General features: G+C 61.3%; 18 protein-coding genes. 8 read left to right on the top strand and 10 right to left on the bottom strand.

Annotated features, from left to right (window positions below; genetic code table 11):
- Positions 1 to 308: 308 nt before the first annotated feature.
- Positions 309 to 1,955 (bottom strand): MFS transporter, encoded by a 1,647-nt coding sequence (locus ACVDG8_RS11955; protein ID WP_447254900.1) that lies wholly within the window; start codon positions 1,953 to 1,955, stop codon positions 309 to 311.
- Between the two features lie 141 nt (positions 1,956 to 2,096).
- Here ACVDG8_RS11955 and ACVDG8_RS11950 point away from each other — a divergent pair, with 141 nt between their 5' ends.
- Positions 2,097 to 2,285 carry a hypothetical protein gene (locus ACVDG8_RS11950; RefSeq protein ID WP_455707707.1) on the top strand — a complete coding sequence of 63 codons (189 nt, stop codon included), beginning with the start codon at positions 2,097 to 2,099 and terminating at the stop codon, positions 2,283 to 2,285.
- 10 nt (positions 2,286 to 2,295) lie between these two features.
- Here the strand turns inward: ACVDG8_RS11950 and ACVDG8_RS11945 are convergent, their stop codons facing one another.
- The 9 genes from ACVDG8_RS11945 to ACVDG8_RS11905 form a co-directional block, all read right to left on the bottom strand.
- On the bottom strand, positions 2,296 to 3,279 hold the full coding sequence (locus ACVDG8_RS11945; RefSeq protein WP_447254899.1) for a beta-ketoacyl-ACP synthase III: 984 nt from the start codon (positions 3,277 to 3,279) through the stop codon (positions 2,296 to 2,298).
- A complete protein-coding gene (locus tag ACVDG8_RS11940) occupies positions 3,276 to 4,541 on the bottom strand; it encodes an adenosylmethionine--8-amino-7-oxononanoate transaminase (RefSeq protein WP_447254898.1) in 1,266 nt (421 codons plus the stop codon). Before ACVDG8_RS11940 ends, ACVDG8_RS11945 begins: the two co-directional genes overlap by 4 nt.
- Positions 4,541 to 5,176 carry a dethiobiotin synthase gene (bioD, locus tag ACVDG8_RS11935; protein ID WP_447254897.1) on the bottom strand — a complete coding sequence of 212 codons (636 nt, stop codon included), beginning with the start codon at positions 5,174 to 5,176 and terminating at the stop codon, positions 4,541 to 4,543. The genes ACVDG8_RS11940 and bioD overlap by 1 nt, the downstream gene beginning before the upstream one ends.
- Positions 5,173 to 6,315, bottom strand: coding sequence for an 8-amino-7-oxononanoate synthase (locus ACVDG8_RS11930; RefSeq protein WP_455707706.1), 1,143 nt, complete (start codon positions 6,313 to 6,315; stop codon positions 5,173 to 5,175). The genes bioD and ACVDG8_RS11930 overlap by 4 nt, the downstream gene beginning before the upstream one ends.
- The gene (gene bioB, locus ACVDG8_RS11925; RefSeq protein WP_447254895.1) at positions 6,312 to 7,322 is read right to left on the bottom strand and encodes a biotin synthase BioB; all 1,011 of its coding nucleotides are present in this window, start codon (positions 7,320 to 7,322) and stop codon (positions 6,312 to 6,314) included. Before bioB ends, ACVDG8_RS11930 begins: the two co-directional genes overlap by 4 nt.
- 199 nt (positions 7,323 to 7,521) lie before the next feature.
- Positions 7,522 to 8,403, bottom strand: a complete 882-nt coding sequence (gene nadC, locus ACVDG8_RS11920) for a carboxylating nicotinate-nucleotide diphosphorylase (protein ID WP_447254894.1) — start codon at positions 8,401 to 8,403, stop codon at positions 7,522 to 7,524.
- Positions 8,400 to 9,947: an L-aspartate oxidase gene (locus ACVDG8_RS11915; protein ID WP_447254893.1), complete on the bottom strand. Its 1,548-nt coding sequence runs from the start codon at positions 9,945 to 9,947 to the stop codon at positions 8,400 to 8,402. The genes nadC and ACVDG8_RS11915 overlap by 4 nt, the downstream gene beginning before the upstream one ends.
- Positions 9,944 to 10,918 (bottom strand): quinolinate synthase NadA, encoded by a 975-nt coding sequence (nadA, locus tag ACVDG8_RS11910; RefSeq protein ID WP_455707705.1) that lies wholly within the window; start codon positions 10,916 to 10,918, stop codon positions 9,944 to 9,946. Before nadA ends, ACVDG8_RS11915 begins: the two co-directional genes overlap by 4 nt.
- A 64-nt stretch (positions 10,919 to 10,982) precedes the next feature.
- On the bottom strand, positions 10,983 to 11,942 hold the full coding sequence (locus ACVDG8_RS11905; RefSeq protein ID WP_455707704.1) for an NUDIX hydrolase: 960 nt from the start codon (positions 11,940 to 11,942) through the stop codon (positions 10,983 to 10,985).
- Positions 11,943 to 12,117: 175 nt separating this feature from the next.
- Here ACVDG8_RS11905 and panB point away from each other — a divergent pair, with 175 nt between their 5' ends.
- The 7 genes from panB (at position 12,118) to ACVDG8_RS11870 (ending at position 17,455) form a co-directional block, all read left to right on the top strand.
- Entirely contained in the window at positions 12,118 to 12,954 is an 837-nt protein-coding gene (gene panB / locus ACVDG8_RS11900; protein ID WP_447254890.1) for a 3-methyl-2-oxobutanoate hydroxymethyltransferase, read from the top strand.
- A complete protein-coding gene (gene panC / locus ACVDG8_RS11895; RefSeq protein WP_447254889.1) occupies positions 12,951 to 13,814 on the top strand; it encodes a pantoate--beta-alanine ligase in 864 nt (287 codons plus the stop codon). Before panB ends, panC begins: the two co-directional genes overlap by 4 nt.
- Before the next feature lie 169 nt (positions 13,815 to 13,983).
- Positions 13,984 to 14,709 (top strand): LuxR family transcriptional regulator, encoded by a 726-nt coding sequence (locus ACVDG8_RS11890; RefSeq protein WP_447254888.1) that lies wholly within the window; start codon positions 13,984 to 13,986, stop codon positions 14,707 to 14,709.
- Between the two features lie 94 nt (positions 14,710 to 14,803).
- Positions 14,804 to 15,439: an acyl-homoserine-lactone synthase gene (locus tag ACVDG8_RS11885; RefSeq protein WP_447254887.1), complete on the top strand. Its 636-nt coding sequence runs from the start codon at positions 14,804 to 14,806 to the stop codon at positions 15,437 to 15,439.
- A 771-nt stretch (positions 15,440 to 16,210) separates the two neighbouring features.
- Complete coding sequence (locus tag ACVDG8_RS11880) at positions 16,211 to 16,426, top strand: RNA-binding protein (RefSeq protein WP_447254885.1); 216 nt, start codon at positions 16,211 to 16,213, stop codon at positions 16,424 to 16,426.
- Between the two features lie 559 nt (positions 16,427 to 16,985).
- The gene (locus ACVDG8_RS11875) at positions 16,986 to 17,207 is read left to right on the top strand and encodes a hypothetical protein (RefSeq protein WP_447254884.1); all 222 of its coding nucleotides are present in this window, start codon (positions 16,986 to 16,988) and stop codon (positions 17,205 to 17,207) included.
- Positions 17,207 to 17,455, top strand: coding sequence for a DUF982 domain-containing protein (locus ACVDG8_RS11870; RefSeq protein WP_447254883.1), 249 nt, complete (start codon positions 17,207 to 17,209; stop codon positions 17,453 to 17,455). Before ACVDG8_RS11875 ends, ACVDG8_RS11870 begins: the two co-directional genes overlap by 1 nt.
- The last annotated feature ends 117 nt before the right edge of the window (positions 17,456 to 17,572 follow it).

Genomic DNA, 17,572 nt, shown 5'->3' with positions numbered 1-17,572 from the left:
GCGAATTGATGCGTAGTCGCTGCGCTTCGCCTCGAGACCGGGATCGAGACCGGATATGCCAAGAAATCCGGCTCGCGAGGGCCTGGCGACACCGCCACAATTTTAGACTGCCCAGGAGTGGGAATGACTGCTGGGTTTCGGGCCAGGGATCGTGTGGCCGATGCTGTTTCACACGCGAACTGCTGTATGCCGAGCTTCTGGTTGGCCGCGCGGAATCCGGAGCTTTTGCGGCAAAGTAGGTCTCTCGGCCCGCCAGAAGCGCCAGAGGCCAGACCCCAATGCCCGATGCGATCGCTTTTGTGCTCACGTCACCTCGGAGGGCGAGAAAAGAGTGTTGGGGAACGGGTACGCGCGGCCTCAGTCGTGCGTTCAATGGAAAGCACTGTGTGAGGAGGATCCTCCCCATCATGCAGTGACAGGAGATGATCACCGATTTCCTTATCCGCTGCCGTGAGCCGATGATTCAGGCGAAGAAAGTCCATCCAGGTCGGCGTGCGGAATGTCTCTGTCCAAATCGAAGGCGTTTGAAGATTTCGCTGCAGTGTCCAGTTTCGCGCACCGGCACGGCTCTGAACATGCCGCCTGGCGCGCATGTAGCCCAGAAAGGTCTCGATGTTCTCTTCGGGTATCCGATACTCCACCTTGACCACTATGGGTCCACTTCTGGGCTTCAAGTCGAGTGCCAGCTCCGGCGGGCGAAAATCCGAACTTTCCTGATCCGTTTCCTCCCATGGACCGACCGGAAACAGCATTCCCGCAGCCGCAACCAGCAACAGAGCGCCTGCGGCGCCCTCCAAAGCCCAGCCTAAGGAGTAGTTCTGTGCGACAGTACCCCAGATCCAGCTGCCAGCCGCCATCCCGCCTGCGCTCAAGGCGTAGTAGATCGACAGTGTGCGGCCGACCACCCATCTGGGGCTTGCCAGTTGCACCGACACGTCGATCCCAGTCCAGGTGATGAGCCAACCCGCGCCGCCAAGTGCCAGCGAAACGGCCGCCACGGGTACCGATGATGTGAGTGCAAGCGAAAGGCAACATGCCGCACAAGCGACGGAGGCGAAGGACACCAGCCTGTTTTGAGACGTGATCCGCCTTAGAAAGCTATTGCTCATGCCCGCAATGAAAGCACCCATCCCGAAGCCGGCCAGCAAGATGCCGTAGATGATCGGGCCGCTCTTCAGCTGGTCCCGGACAAATAGAGGCAGCAATGCAAGGATGGAGATGCTTGCCAGGCCGAAAAGGGCTGCACGGGCAATCGCTGCCCTGATCTCCAGGGACATCACAGTGAAGCGGACTCCGTCATGAATTGCCATCGTCATGCGTTCACGAGGGAGAGGGGAAGTAAGAACGTTCCATCGTGTGCGCCATATCGCGGTTAGCGGCGCCAGATCACTCAGCGCTGCCAAGGCGAAAGCGGCAAGCGGTCCAAAGAACGCCAGGACCACGCCCCCCAAAGCCGGACCAACGCTGCGTACAATGTTGTATCCTACGGACATCAGGGTGACCGCGGCCGGGATGTCCCTTTTGTGAAGGATATCGCCAACAGATGCATGCCAGGCCGGATCATTCAAGGCAAAGCCGCAGCCGGCCAGGAAACCCAATGCGAGAATTAGCCATGGACCGGCAAATCCCAGACCCACGGATATCATCAGCGTCGTTGAAGCCAATGCTATCAGGCAGTGCCCCGCAAACATCACCCATCGGCGGCTGAAATTGTCGGCAATGGCTCCGGCAACGATTGAGAGGAGGAACACCGGCAAGGTGGATGCAGCCTGCACGAGCGCAACCATCAGGTCCGAAGCGGAAATAGTGGCCATCAGCCAACTGATGGCCACCGTCTGCACGAGCCAGCCCAGGCTGGATATTTGTGTGGCAGTCCAGATCGAGCGAAACACCGGGTTTCGAAAGGGAGCGAGCGTTGCTGAGGCAGGCAGATGGGTATTGTTTTCGGACTGCATGATCATTTGATGCCTTCGAGGGGCCGCTTGTTCAATTCTCGGCTGCCGGTGCTGCCGCTACAATATTGATCTATGGACCAGAAGGGCCGGACTTATCGACCAGGAGGACTCCGTCGAGGTGAGGAGGGGTGATGAACTCTGTTGGCTCCGCTCTCCCATGCTGGCGCCGACAAGCCGCGAAAGACAGCATGGCCGATCGTGCTGATCGACAGAATCGTCTGCAACTTTGATCACTCTGGCCTGACCACGCCAGCGCCCATGAAGCTTGCCGGCGACCATTTTTTCGTGCGCCCGTTCGTTCGTGTCATCGGTGACGGATCCTGTGCATGACCGCGTACGGCTAAATTCCTATGACGAGTGCGCCTCCGCTGAGACCGGCACCGGCCGCCGCAAGAAGAATCTTTTCGCCTGGCCGAAACGGCTGCACCCGATGCGAAAGCGAGAGCGAGAGCGGGATCGTCGCGGCGGAAGAGTTGCCGTAATCGGCAATCGTCTTGACGATTGCTTCATCGGCTATGCCGAGATTCCTGCCGACCGCATCGAAAATCCGAGCATTGGCCTGGTGCGGCACGAAACAATCTATGTCTTGCGGCAGCATTCGGGCGGCAGTGAGCGCACCTCTCGAGCAGTCAGTCATCATCTCCACGGCCTTGGCGAACACTTCACGCCCGTCACTGATGGTCATCCGGGTTTGCTCGAGGTCCAGCTCGCCATGAAACGGCGTGTTGCTTCCGCCGGCGGGAATCTGAATCAGCCCGTAGCGCGAGCCGTCCGAGGCCAGCGCCGCGCCGAGAATGCCTCGGTCCGGCTCTTTGCACGGGGCAACCACCACCGCGCCGGCGGCATCTGCGAACAGCACCGCGCTTGCGCGCTCGGCCGGATTGATCCGGCGGCTGAGGATATTGGCGGCAATCACCAAGCTCGCTTTGCCATGGAGGCGGGTGAACCCATCCGCCAACATCAAGGCATAGATGAAGCCGGCGCACGCGCCCGTCAGGTCAACTGCACCAGCGCGGTCGAATCCCAGCCGGTGGGCCACCAGCGGCGCGCTCGGCGGCAGAAGATGGTCGGGCGTGGACGTCGCCAGCAACAGCAGGCCGATATCGTCACGGTCGACACCGGCATTCGCCAGCGCCATGTCGCCGGCGCGCGCGGCAAGGCCCGACAATGTGTCTTCGCCCGCTGCCCAGAAGCGCGACCGTATCCCGGTGCGCCGCTCGATCCAGCCGGGTTCGAGCCCGAGACGACCTTCGATTTCCGCGTTCTCGACCTTGCGCGCCGGCGCGTGATGACCGAAGCCGACGATGCGCGACGACCGGTTCATGATCGCGAACCGAAGCGTTCGCCGGCCTCCTCTATGGCGTCATAGAGCCCGTCCAGTTCGTCGCCGGTGATGCAATAGGGCGGCAAAAGATAGAGGACATTTCCGAGCGGGCGCACCAGCATGCCACGCTCGAGGAAAAAAGCGCGCAGTTTCGGCCCGATCTCCGCCAGATATCCGGCCGAGCCGGTGCGCAGATCAAGAGCTAGGATCGTGCCGTTCGCTCGGCTCTCGGCGAAGAAGGGATTGTTTTGGAAGCGTTGCAGGCCAGCGGTCTGTCTCGCGCTTATGGCCGCAATCCGCTCGGCGACCGGCTCGTTCCGCCAGACCTCGACATTTGCAAATGCGGCCGCGCAGGCGATCGGATTCGCGGTGTAGGAACTTGAGTGGAAAAAGGTCTTCTTCCGATCCACCGAATAGTGGGCCTGGAAGATGGCATCGCTGGCGAGCGTGGCCGCCAGCGGGAGGGCGCCGCCAGTCAGGCCCTTCGAAGTGCACAATATGTCCGGTGAGATCGATGCCTGCTCGCAGGCGAACATGGTTCCGGTGCGCCCCCAGCCGGTCATCACTTCGTCGGCGATCAAGAGCGTGCCGGAGGCCTCAGCGATCCTCTTCAATTCGGTCAGAACCCAGGCCGGATACATCAGCATGCCGCCGGCGCCAAGCACGAGCGGCTCGATGATCAGCGCGGCGGCGCGGCCCTCGCGAGACAGGGCCTCGAAACGGTCCAGCGTTTCCTGCTCGCGCCCCGCGGCCGGAAAAGGAATGGTGTCGACCTCGAACAATAGCGGTTCATAGGCGGCATTGAACACGCCTCGGGCGCCGACGCTCATCGTGCCGATCGTGTCGCCATGATAGCTGTGTTCCATGGCGACTATGCGCGAGCGCGGCGCGCCGATGTTGCGGAAATAGCCGAGCGCCATCTTCAGCGCGACTTCAACGCACGTAGAGCCGCTGTCGGAATAAAAGACCCAGTCGAGGCCTGACGGCACCATGTCGATCAGCGCCGAGGCCAATTGCTCTGCCGGCTGATGGGTGAGGCCGGCGAAGATCACCTGGTCAAGCATCTCGGTCGCGCGCCGGATCGCTTCCATGATCGGTGGATGGCAGTGGCCGTGAGTGACCACCCACCAGGAGGAGATTGCATCGAGGATATGACGTTCCTCATTCGTCTGCAGCCAAGCTCCTTCCGTGCGGACAATGGACGGCATCGGTGGCTCGATCGCGTGCTGGGTGAATGGATGCCAAACGCACGACCGCGACATCACTCGCCTCCGAGAATCTGGGCGAGGTCGAAGCCAGCAAACATCGCCTTTCGCAGAGTTTCGCGCGTGAGCGGAGCGAGGTGTGGCAGTCTGCCGAGCTGACGCACCGCGCCCAATTCGGTAATTGTCCTTTGCGTATCGGTCGCCTCTTCACCGATAAAGACAACGCCAATCAGCGGGATGGAGCGAGCCCGCAGGGCTTCGATCGACAGCAGGCTGTGGTTTATCGTGCCGAGCTCGGTGCGGGCGCACAGGATCACCGGCAGCCGCCATTCGGCGAAGATGTCAATGAATCTTGTCTGTCGGTTGATCGGCACCATCAGTCCGCCAGCGCCTTCGATGACCAGCGGTGTGGCCAGGACCGGAAATGAAAGATCGGCAGCCTCGATCGAGACACCGTCGATTTCGGCTGAACGGTGCGGCGACAGCGGGCTCCTCAAGCGGTAGGCCTCCGGCAGCACGCGCCCAGATGGCAGGCCAGCGAGCCGTTCGACCACCTCACTGTCGGTCTCCTCATCGAGACCTGATTGCACCGGCTTCCAGTAGAAGCCGTCGAGCAGGCCTGCCAGCCCCGCGGCAAAAACCGTTTTGCCAATTCCGGTATCTGTTCCGGTGACGACGATGCGTTTGCTCATGCCGTGGTGGCCAACACTTCGGCAAGCGTCTCGACCATGGCGCAAATGTCAGCCTTGCCGACATTGAGCGTCAGCGAAATGCGCAGCCGCGAGGTACCCTCCGGCACCGTCGGCGGACGAATGCCGCGTATGTCGAAGCCGCGAGCCTGCAGAGCCGCCGCGATCGCCATGGTGCGCGTCACCTCCCCAATGACAAATGGCTGGATCTGCGAACCGCTGGGCTTGGCTCCGCAATGCTCGGCCAGTTGCCGGCTTGCGAAGGCAACGTGCTCGTGCAACTGAACACGGCGCATCGGCTCGTCGACAAGCATTGCGAGCGCTTCGCGCGCCGCCACTGCCATCAGCGGCGATGGTGCGGTAGCGTAGATAAACGGCCGGCAGCGGTTGACAATATAGTCGCACAGCACTCCCGGCCCGGTAACGAGCGCGCCCGATGCTCCGAGTGCCTTGCCGCATGTATGGAGAGCCATGATGTTGTCGCGGCCCTCGAACGCCGCGGCCAGCCCGCGGCCCCCGGCTCCCCAGACCCCGGTGGCATGTGCCTCGTCGACCAGTATGAAGGCCTCGTGCCGATCGGCAAGCTCGACCAGGCTCTCCATCGGCGCGCAGTCGCCATCCATGCTGTAGAGGCTTTCGACCCCGATCCAGATGCGGCCCATGCCGCCTTCGGCGCGCCAGCGCCTGATCGCGTCCTCAAAAACATCAATGTCATTGTGCGCCACCAGCCTGAACTCGGCGCGTCCAGCCCGCGCGCCTTCATGCATGCTGGCATGCGCGAGTTCATCGAGGATCAAGAGGTCCCCCTTTTTCACCAGGGTGCTCAGGAGGGCGAAGTTGGCGATGTAGCCGCTGCCGAAGAACAGCGCCCGTTCGGCCCCGAAGAACGCGGCAGCATCTGACTCCAGCGCCTCATGCTCCGGCGCGTTGCCGCGCAGAAGCCGCGATCCGGTAGCGCCGACAGGGGTGCCCCGTTTGATTGCCGCCGCGACTGCATCGCCAAGTCTCTTGGAGGCAGCAAGCCCGAGATAATCGTTGGACGAGAAGTCGAACCCGACCCGCGGCGCCAGTGCGCGCAACCGGTCCTTGCGCGCCAGACCCTGCAAGGTTGCTTGATAGCGGGCAAGCTGCGGCTCGTTCATTTCGCCTCGCATTGCATCGGTTCGATGCCCAGACGTCTAAATAGACGAGTATCCTTGTCCTCCCCGGGATTGCCCGCAGTCAGCAGCGTATCGCCGACAAAAATGGAGTTGGCGCCGGCAAAGAAGCACAGCGCCTGGGTCTCGTCACTCATCGCCGTCCTGCCAGCGGAGAGCCTTACATCCGACTTCGGCATCATGATGCGGGCGAGCGCAATGGTGCGGATGAAATCGATCGGATCGATGGGTTCGGCATCGGCAAGCGGCGTCCCCGGGATGGGGATCAGCATGTTGATCGGCACGCTTTCCGGCGGCTCGGGCAGGTTCGCCAGCGTCACCAGCATGTCGATGCGATCGGCCTTTTCCTCTCCCATACCGACAATGCCGCCGCAGCAGACCCTGATCCCAGCCTCGCGCACGCGCCCAAGCGTTTCCAGCCGGTCGGCAAAGGTCCTGGTCGAAACGACCTTGCCATAATAGCGCGCGGACGTGTCGATGTTGTGGTTGTAGTAGTCGAGACCAGCCGCTTTCAGGCGCTGCGCCTGGCTGAGGTCGAGCATGCCGAGCGTCATGCAGGTCTCCATGCCGAGCGCCTTCACGCCTTCGACCATAGCGAGCACGGCGTCCATGTCGCGCTCCTTCGGACTGCGCCAGGCAGCGCCCATGCAATAGCGGGTTGCGCCAGCATCTCGTGCCTTGGTCGCCTCCTCGATGACATGTTTGACCTCCATCAGCTTCGATGCCTTCAGGCCGGTTTCGTGATGCGCAGACTGGCTGCAATAGCCGCAATCCTCCGGACACCCGCCGGTCTTGATGCTGAGCAGCCGCGACAGCTGCACCCGGTTGCGATCGAAGTTCTGGCGATGGATGGTCTGGGCCAGGAAGAGCAGATCGTTGAACGGCATGCCGTATATAGCCTCGGCCTCTTTGCGGCTCCATCGGGCTAGTGCTGCCTCCATCGACTGCGTGGCAAAGTCCGATTCGCACTCCTCATTCATTCCCGTCATCATCGTCAAAGAACCTCTATTGCTGATCAGCGAGCGCACTCACGAGTCCTTCCAGTGGCGAGCCCCTTCCGATGGGCTCGTCGGTGAGCGCAATACTGGGCGACACCGGAAGTATTGAAGGGTGAGCCGCATGAAACGTGCTCTTTCGAGCCTCTTGTCTGCGCGTGCAGCCCCAGCGTGCTGCTCCTCATTGTGTCTCCCGTTAGTTCAAATGAGTGCTGATGTTCCCGCGAGTCGGCATGTCCAGGCCGATGTCGAGAATGGGCGCGCTGTGTGTCAGCCATCCGACCGAGATGAGGTCAACACCCGTCGCAGCAATAGCCGGAGCCATTTTCGGCGTCACCCGACCGGAAGCCTCGGTGATGGCGCGGCCACCGACCATTGCCACGGCGCGGGCAAGGTCCTCAACCGACATATTGTCGAGCAGCACTGCGTCTACTCTCAGCGCGAGCGCTGTATCGAGCTGCTCAAGGGTCTCGACCTCGACCTCGATCTTCACCATGTGCCCTGCGGCGGCGCGCGCCCGCTCTATTGCCGTGCGAATGTCGCCGGCGATCGCGATATGGTTGTCCTTGATCAGCACGGCATCGTCGAGCCCGAAGCGGTGATTGGCGCCGCCGCCGACGCGTACCGCATATTTCTCCAGCGCGCGCAGGCCGGGCGTCGTCTTTCGCGTGCACACGATCCTCGCCCTGTGGCCATGCACGGCTTCGACCATGGCCGCCGTGGCAGTGGCAATGCCGCTCAGATGACACAGAAAATTGAGCGCCGTGCGCTCGGCCGTGAGCAGGCCTCGCGCCGGTCCGCACAGCATGGCGATAGTCTCGCCCCCGGAGACATCGCTGCCGTCAGCGCGCCAGATTTGCATGTCGATCGCAGGTTCGACGAGCATGAAGGCGAAGGCGGCCAGATCGAGCCCGGCAACGATCCCCGTCTGTCGCGACTTGAGCACCAGCGTGGCGGTGCGATCACGCGGGATCACGGCGTCGCTGGTCAGATCGCCGCATCTGCCCAGGTCTTCGAGAAGAGCACCGCGCACGATCGGCTCGATCAGGGTTGAGGGGAGGGGTGAGAACGAATTCATGTCAGGGTGCTCCGTATTGGTGCCCGCCAGCTGAGTGCGACGGCGGTCTGTATTGCGCTGCGCAGTGTCAGCCGTGACTGGCGCGCATCTGCATCGCGTCCGGCGAAGTCGGAACGATAGTGCGAGCCGCGGCTCTCTTCGCGCCGCAGGGCCGCAATGGCGATCATCAGCGCGACCAAGGCGGGGTCGGAGGCAGCGCTGTCGTGAGCTGCAATCGGCAACAGGGTCGCCACCCCGTCGCGTAGCGTCTCGCCATCGCGGATGATGCCGAGCGCGGCGGAGACGATTGGACGGATGCCGGAGGCGTCTGGCCGTTGAGGCACGAATGCGGAACACACGCGCGGTCGCCGGGTGTGTGATGCGTCGGCGACGCTTTCAGCAACCCAGCGCGCAGTGACCGCCGCTTCGACAAGCGAGTTGCTGGCGAGTCGGTTCGCGCCGTGCAGACCGGTGCAAGCGACCTCTCCGCATGCCCACAATCCCTCGATGGAGCTGCGGCCAGCAGCGTCTACAGCAACACCGCCCATGTGATAATGTGCCGCCGGGCGCACCGGGATCGGGTCGGTCGCGGGATCGATGCCGGCCTGGCGGCACAAATCGGCGATCGCCGGAAAGCGCTTGTCAAATCTGGGGCCCAGACATTGCCTTGCGTCAAGGAACACACGGCGTCCGACAGCGAGCTGGTGCCAAACCGCGCGCGCAACCACGTCGCGAGGCGCAAGCTCGCCCCCTGGGGTTTCAGCGAGGAAACGCTCTCCTTGCTCGTCGACGAGCACAGCACCCTCGCCGCGCACCGCTTCGCTCACCAGCGGCATCGGCCGCCGCGGACTCTCGAGAGCGGTCGGGTGGAACTGAACGAATTCCAGGTCGGCGAACTCCGCCCCGGCACAGGCGGCAAGCGCGAGCCCCTGTCCACATGAGCCAGGCGGGTTTGTCGTATCGCTAAACAAGCCGCCGATGCCGCCGGTTGCCAGCACCGCGCGGCGCGTTGGCAAGGCGATTGCGCCCGCGCACCCGGCCGCGACCACGGCGATAATCGCCCCGTCTTCCACGATAAGCCGGCGGGCCTCCACGTTTTCCAGGATAGTGATGGAGGCTGTGCGCCGCGCCGCGGCGATCAGCGCGCGGACCAGCTCGCGACCCGTGGCATCGCCCGCCGCATGCACGATCCGCCGCTGCGAGTGCGCCGCCTCAAGCCCGAGCTGCAACGCGCCGTCAGCGCGTCGATCGAATGCGACACCGAACCGCTCTAGAGTCCTGATCGCTTCGGGTGCAGCTCGGACCGTTCGCCGCACCGTCGTTTCGTCGCAGAGGCCGTCGCCGGCCGCGAGGGTATCACAAAGATGAAGTTCGGGACTGTCCTCGCCGCCGAGACTTGCCGCAAGACCGCCTTGGGCGAGCTCGCTGCAGGCTCCGGTTCCCAGCCCCGCATTGGACAGAAGCACAACCGGTTCCGGCGCCAGGTGAAGCGCCGTCATCAGGCCTGCCACACCAGCGCCGATGATGACCGGCGCCCCGCCGATGTCATGAACATCGAGGCTCATATGGAAAGCATGCGCTCGACCGAGCGGCGCGCGCGCCCTGCAATCCCGGGATCGATCCGAACCTCATGCCGGTTCTCCTCGAGTGCGACGCGAATGTTAGCCAGCGTGATGCGCTTCATGTGCGGACAGAGATTGCAGGGGCGCACGAACTCGACCTCGGGATGCGCGACCGCGACATTGTCGCTCATCGAACACTCCGTTAGCAGGACGACGCGCGGCGGTTTCTCCCGCTCGACATAATCCAACATGGCCGCAGTCGAGCCGGAGAATTCCGCCTCTGCGACAATCTCTGGCGGGCATTCGGGATGGGCGAGCACGATGACCCCTGGATGCGCATCGCGCAGTTCCCGGATGTCGGCCGCCGTGAAGCGCTCATGCACTTCGCAGTGGCCCTTCCAGGCAATGATCTCCACCTCCGTTTCCGCCGCCACGTTTTTCGCCAGATATTCATCGGGCACCATGATCACACGCGGCACGCCGAGCGATTCCACCACCGCCCTGGCGTTGCCCGAGGTGCAGCAAATGTCCGACTCCGCTTTTACAGCCGCCGAAGTGTTGACGTAGGTGACAACCGGGACCCCCGGATAGCGCTGCCGCATCAGCCGCACGTCTTGTGCCGTGATCGAATCGGCCAGCGAGCAACCGGCGCCCAGGTCTGGGATGAGGACGATCTTGTTCGGATTGAGCAGCTTGGCCGTCTCGGCCATGAAATGCACGCCGGCAACCACGATGATTTGCGCCTCAACCGTAGCCGCTTTGCGGGCCAGTGCCAGGCTGTCGCCGACAATGTCGGCCACGCAATGGAAGATCTCCGGCGTTTGGTAGTTGTGCGCAAGGATGACCGCATTGCGATCGCGCTTCAGCGCGAGGATGGCTTCAATGTCGTTGGAGAATGCCGGCCATTCGACTGGCGGGATCACCCGCCGGACGCGCTCGTACAGGGACGCAGCCGTAGGTAACGCCCCAGTCATCAGCGCCTCCGATTATATTCGATCTGACAATAAGGGGAATATGTCTACCTTGACTATAACTATGTCAAGCCCGCGTGAGCGGCAATTTTGTCCCGGCCACAGCTCTGTCGTCGAGGACGGCGTGGCGGAACCGATAGAGCTTCGCCGGCCGCCCGCCCGTCTCGAGGGAGGTCTCGCCGGTTTCCTCGACCAGCTCTTGCTGCTCAACAAGTCTTCGGAAGTTCGGCTTGTTGATGAGCCTCCCGGCGAGCGCCTCCACGGTCCGCTGCAGCTGAAGCAGCGTGAAGGACGGCCTCATGAGCTCGAATACGACCGGCCGGTACTTGATCTTTGAACGTAGCCGCGCAATGCCGGTCGCCAGGATCCTTCGATGGTCGGCGATCATTGCCTTGCCAGATACCGCCGGCGCGACGTCCCGCCCGCCACCAGCCTCTTCGATCAGGGCAGATTCGTAGAGCAACTCGTAGCGTTGAAGCGTGAGTTCCTCGTTCCAATTGCGGTCGTCGAAACCGAAGGCAATCGCGGCGCGCTGCCGGCGTTCGCGTCGCGTAGTGGCGTCGCTCGCGCCCTCAGCCCACTCAATCAGGCGTGGTCGTAAAATATCGAGCACGACCGGCGTGCCGGAGCGATGATCCTCCCAGGGAAAATACTCGTACCAACTCCGCCACCCACAATTAGCGGAGCCCGTTGCCTGTTCCTTCCGAGTGAGTGCCAGATAGCTGATTGAGATGGCGCGTTCCTGGCGCTCGGCCCCTATGCGGTCCCGATCGGCGAAGGTGTAGAGCTGCTCGATGTACCCCAGCGGGTGGCCGGTCTGTTGCTCCACCCAACCCCTCAGACCGGATTGCAGCGATCGATGCTCAAGCGCATATGGTCCGGACGGAAGGGTGTCCGCGTTCCCGATGGTGAGAAGACAGGGTTCACTGTCGTTTACGGCGACAACAACGGCGATCAGGTCCACTTTTGCTTCGTCGGTCTTGACCGCGGCTCTGACTTTTCTGGTTCCTTTTGCCTGATGGTCCATGATCGCGAAAGTAAGTTGGTCCCAAATTCAGAGTGATTGAATCGATTGAATTTAAGCGTTGCTGCACAAAGGTCAACACCGCACAGCTGGACGTCTTTTTTAGCTCTTCGCACTCGCACAAAAATATGCCAAACGCGACACCCGCGGCGGGTAACGCTAGGGAAGGACGCGTCGGTTGAGCGCAACTGGTGAGACAAAGGCGATGACACCGCCGGATATTCGAACGCGGAAAGGCCAGACTCCACTCGTCTGCCTGACGGCATACACCACGCCGATAGCCAGATTGGTTGATCCACACTGCGACATCGTTCTCGTTGGCGACAGCGTTGGCATGGTACTGCACGGCCTCTCGTCGACGCTGGGCGTCACTCTCGATATGATGATCATGCACGGCCAGGCGGTGCGCCGCGGTCTGGTGCGATCATTGATGGTCGTAGACTTGCCATTCGGTTCCTATGAAGAGAGCCCCGAGCAGGCCTTCCGCAACGCTGCGTGCCTGATGGCGCAGACCGGTTGTGCAGCTGTGAAGCTCGAAGGCGGTGAGAAGATGGCCGAGACCATTCGCTTCCTCGGCGCCCGCGGGGTCCCTGTCATGGCCCATGTCGGTTTAACGCCGCAGGCGGTCAATACTTTCGGTGGCTACCGCGTCCAGGGGCGGGGAGACGATGCCGAGCGCATCAGGCGCGATGCCAGTGCGGTTACGGAGGCCGGCGCCTTCTCCGTGGTGCTGGAGAAAGTGCCCGAGCCCCTCGCAAAGCGCATCACTGCGGAGATCGCCGTCCCAACCATCGGCATCGGCGCCTCACTCGCCTGTGACGGCCAGATTCTGGTGAGCGACGATATGCTCGGGCTTTTCAGCTCCTTCCGGCCGAAATTCGTCAAGCGCTACGCCGAACTAGGCGAACAGGCCGATGCAGCGATTGCGGCTTATGCCGCTGACGTCAGGAGACGGTGCTTTCCGGCGGCGGAACATCTCTACACCAACGAGGCGAAGGCCGGAGACGTCATATGAGCGTGCCGATCGTTCGAACCGCTGCCGAACTTCGCGCGGTTGCGGCGCGATGGCGCCGCTCAGGCGCCAGTATCGCCCTTGTGCCGACCATGGGCGCCTTGCATGAAGGTCATCTGAGTCTCGTGCGTGCCGCGCTTCAGAAGGCCGATCGGGTAGTCGTGACGCTGTTCGTCAACCCCAAGCAATTCAACAGTGCCGCCGACCTTGATGCCTATCCTCGCACGGAAAACGAAGATGCTGCAAAGCTTGCGCCGCTGGGCGCACATTTGCTCTATCTGCCGGATGCAGAAGAGATGTATCCGCCAGGTTTCGCCACGACCATTTCGGTATGCGGTATCAGCGAGGGCCTGTGCGGCGGCTTCCGGCCGGGCCATTTCGACGGCGTGGCGACGGTCGTTGCCAAGCTCTTCCTGCAGACCGGCGCTGACTTCGCCTTTTTTGGCGAAAAGGACTTTCAGCAGCTTCAGCTGGTCAGGCGCGTGGTCCGGGACCTGGACATTCCAATCACTATCCTGGCCTGTCCGACAGTCCGCGAAGCCGATGGTCTTGCACTATCCTCGCGCAATCTTCGGCTCTCGCCAGCACAGCGCGCCATTGCCCCAACATTAGCAGCGGTCTTGCTCGGGGTGGCTGACCGGCTTGCGCGCGGTTCTGCTGTCCTGCCCACTCTTGCCGAAGCGCGCGCAGCAATTCTGGCTGCCGGCTATCGCGAAGTCGAATACCTGGAACTTCGCGGCGAGGCAGATCTGCAACCGCTGACGAGCCTTGACCGACCGGCACGCCTGCTTGTCGCGGCATGGCTCGGCGACATACGGCTTATCGACAACATAGGAATGTCACCGATTGGTGCAACAAATTAGACGCTCGCGGCGCTGAGTCGCCGCACAACAGCCTCATTAAGTAAAGTAGCAGAGCGATACCGGCGGTTATAGTGACGAACCCGCATACGTTGCATCGATCGCCAATCATTTAGACCAAGGTCTCCGCCTGGCAATCGAGCGACGGGCACGGAGGTTATGCAAAGCGCAGATGCATCGCGTATTTGAAGATTTCCTCGAGCAACTCTCCGAAAGCGTCGATGCTGTCGATCTGTGTGAGGCAATGGCGTCTGCCGCAGCCGCATTCGACTTTCCGCTCTTCGCCTATTTCAGTTACCCGTCGGCCTCCGGCCAGAAGCCGCGCTTGATTTCAAATTATCCTTCATCCTGGACGTCACACTATATGCAAATGCGCTATCACAGCCTTGATCCGGTCATCCTGCGCGGGCTTCAAGGCTGGGACACCTTTGTTTGGGGTGTGGACCGACCTCGGCAAGATCTCCCGGCCTCACAGCGACAACTTCTAGAAAAAGCAGCTCGATTTGGCATTCGTTGCGGGCTGACCATGTCGATGCACGACCATCGCGGCCGCTTTGCTGCCCTGACATTCGCTTCCGACCAGTCCCGTCCGCCTCTCTTGCAGTCACTGACACGTTACGAAAAAGCATTGCAGCTGGTCGCGATCAGCTTTCATATTTATGCCCGGCGCAATCTCGCCGAAGATTGCGTGGTGGATGGCGTAATCCTGACCCCGCGAAAATTCGAATGCTTGAAATGGGCGGCGGATGGAAAGTCGGCTTGGGATATCAGCCAGATTCTCAGCGTGTCGAAGCGCACAGTAACCTTCCATTTGGAAAACGCTAAGGCAAAACTGGGCGTGCGAACCATCAACCAAGCCGTAGCACGGCTAGCTGCTTCCTGTCAGTCGAGACCCTGATTCCTTTCTTCGGATACCTGTAAATGTCTACAGGCTGCATCAGCGTGGGCTTTGCTCTTCGATGACCGGAACACATTCCGCACGGAGGCGCCAAATGATGCAGCTAATTACACCTGAGCTCTACGACGAGTTTTCAGGCGAGCTCAACGAAATGTACGGACTGAGGCATCGGGTTTTCAAGGAAAGGCTGGATTGGGATGTTCAGACCCAAGAGGAAATGGAAACGGACGCATACGACGGCCTCAACCCCGTCTATCTCCTTCTCAAAGGATCCGACTGGCGCATTTGCGGTTGCGTCCGTTTTTTGCCGACGACGGGACCGACAATGTTGCGCGACACCTTCCCGAGGCTGCTGGGTGAGACCACGGCGCCAGCGAGTGCCCGCATTTGGGAAAGCAGTCGTTTCGCACTCGATCTTCCTGCATCAACGCCCAAGGCTGGCGGGCTGGCCCAAGCAACGTACGAGCTCTTCGCGGGCATGATCGAATTCGGCTTGGCGAACGAACTCACTCGGATTGTGACAGTGACCGATACCCGCATGGAACGGATCCTGCGTCTCGCAACCTGGCCGTTGGCGCGCATCGGGCAGCCCAAGGTGATCGGCAACACGGAGGCGGTTGCCGGTTTTCTCGAGGTTTCGCAGGCTAGCCTCATGCGCATCCGCTGGAGGGGACGTTTGAACGGACCTGTATTATGGCAGCCGGTTCTCGGCCTGTCGGCATGCGCTTAAGGATGCTCGTCCTGACCACTCGTCTGCCCGGAGCTGACCCGGGCTAGCCCATTCACTGAAGCATGGTAGCGCGATGGCCTGATTGGCGGGCGGTGGTGGGTCAGCGAAAAGGGTTAGACGGCTCCTACTTGCCGATGATCCAATCCACACAGCCAGCCTCGATCCGGTCGCACCCGGTATATTCGCGTACCAGGCCCTTAGCCAATTCGCGCCAGTGAGACTCAGGCAGCCTTATCTCCAAGACCAAATCTCGAAACGCAGCGCGGAGAATGTCGGCATCGAACGCGGAGACCGCAACAGAATCCGGGTCTATATCTTCCCACCCTTGTACGGCGTCATCGCACTGCCGTTGGCGAAGACGTTTCAGGAGCTCACGTGAGGCCTCTATCGTCCGTCTGGTATGGTCCATATCGCGGCGAAAGCTGGCGGTTCCAGCAAGGAGCGGTGCCGCAACCGGAAGCTGACCTCAATGACCGCCCGCGCGATGTCTGTATGCTTGGCAACCACCGCTGCCTCCCCATGAAGGTATTCTTTACTCCCTTTCCATCGGAGCCACTAAAAGGAATCCGCGTACGGTTTGGTTCCTACGTGAAGCGAAGCAGCTCGCCATTGCGTGACGACGAGGAGGAGGCACGGAGGGCGGGCCACGTGCTTGTTATTCGATCCCTCGCTCAGAGATTTTACCGAAGATTCCGACCACATAGAGCGGAGCCTTGGACGCGTTTCATTCGCCTGATACCACGCATGATCCCTTTAAGCGCAGGGGGTCACATGCCAACAAGACGCCTCGCAGACAGCGGTATCTTTGAACCTGAGGAGCTGTCCCTTCTCCAGGAAGTGTTCCATCAAATCTGCGCACACCGTAGGATCGCCCGCCAGAGCGATCAAGGCCAAGCGGCGGCTGAGGCGCTGATCTACCATTACAAAGCTGGCCTTCGCGGCAAGCAGCTGCTGCAGGCTGTCCTTCCCAAGAAGGAGCTGCCTTAGTTTCCTTGTAACCCGACAGGGAACCAGTAGGAAACCCGGAAGTTCGGCTCTCAGCCACTCATGCAGGCGACTGTGGAAAAACCTGACAAAGCCCGGCAGCAGCGATAGCCCGCCTTTATTCGTCAGTGGATCAAGACCGAGACGTTCCGCCGCTACCTTAGGCGGTTGCTGGGATTGCAGGTAGACGACGATCTTCCCCGGGAGCATCGTTTCCTGCTCGACGAACTGAAACGCAGATACGACGAATGGTCCTATGAACCCGAGGTACGAGCTGAAGAGAGATCCCAAGGGGTGGACGGTGGTCGACAGACACACCGGGAAACCCGCTGAACCCGAAGGCCACAAAGCGGTCGGCCTGGAGATCACTTACGCGACGGACTTGGTGATGCTCCTGAATGCCACACACCTGAAAGGCAGGCTTTCCCAAGGTCGGTTCGTCTGAGGGCACCTGCCGACGGCGAGCAGACATCGCCCTTCTTCTGTACGTTTCCGACACTTGATTTTTCAAGAAATTGCGAGGGAGAATAGTCGGTTAGCTTCTGTCTCTCTGGAGGGTGGGATGGATACGCAAGCGTCTGCTGCACAGCGCACGGCGAGGGAACTGGTTCGCGAGGTCCTAGAGGGCTTTCAAGTCGGGGACATGGTGTCCCTAACGGCTACCATTGCAACCGTGCGGGAACGCGGCCCGCATCTTTCGGAGACCGAGTCCCAGCTGGTCGAGATGATCGTTGATGTTGCCCCTAAGTGGGGTGTGTTCATTGACTTCGACTGCGAACCCTGATGCTCCTCGGATGGTTCCATGCCCCGGTAACCGTCAAAGCCCCCAGTCAGGGTGACGTCCGGCACGACATCAGCCACGTTCAGGCGGCCCGGGAACAACTCCTTCAATGGACCAAAAGAGGCCCCAAATGGTATTTGGCGGCGGATGCCTGCTTAGGCGCCATTGACGGCAAGGTTCCGCCACACGAGGTCCGAAAGGCTTTCGTTGAGGCTGCCAAGGAGGAAGGAATGCTGCTCTCCGATCTGTAGGGGGCTTTTTTGTCACTGTGCCCCAGTCACACGATCCCTCGCTCAGAAATTTGCACCAAACATTCCGATCTCCTAAATTAGCCCTGCATGGCACAGCAGAAGTACGACCTGAAGCGA

The sequence above is a fragment of the Mesorhizobium sp. ORM8.1 genome, from assembly GCF_053005525.2.
Note: the sequence above shows the minus strand (reverse complement) of the source record. Positions and strands in the feature narration are given on the sequence as shown.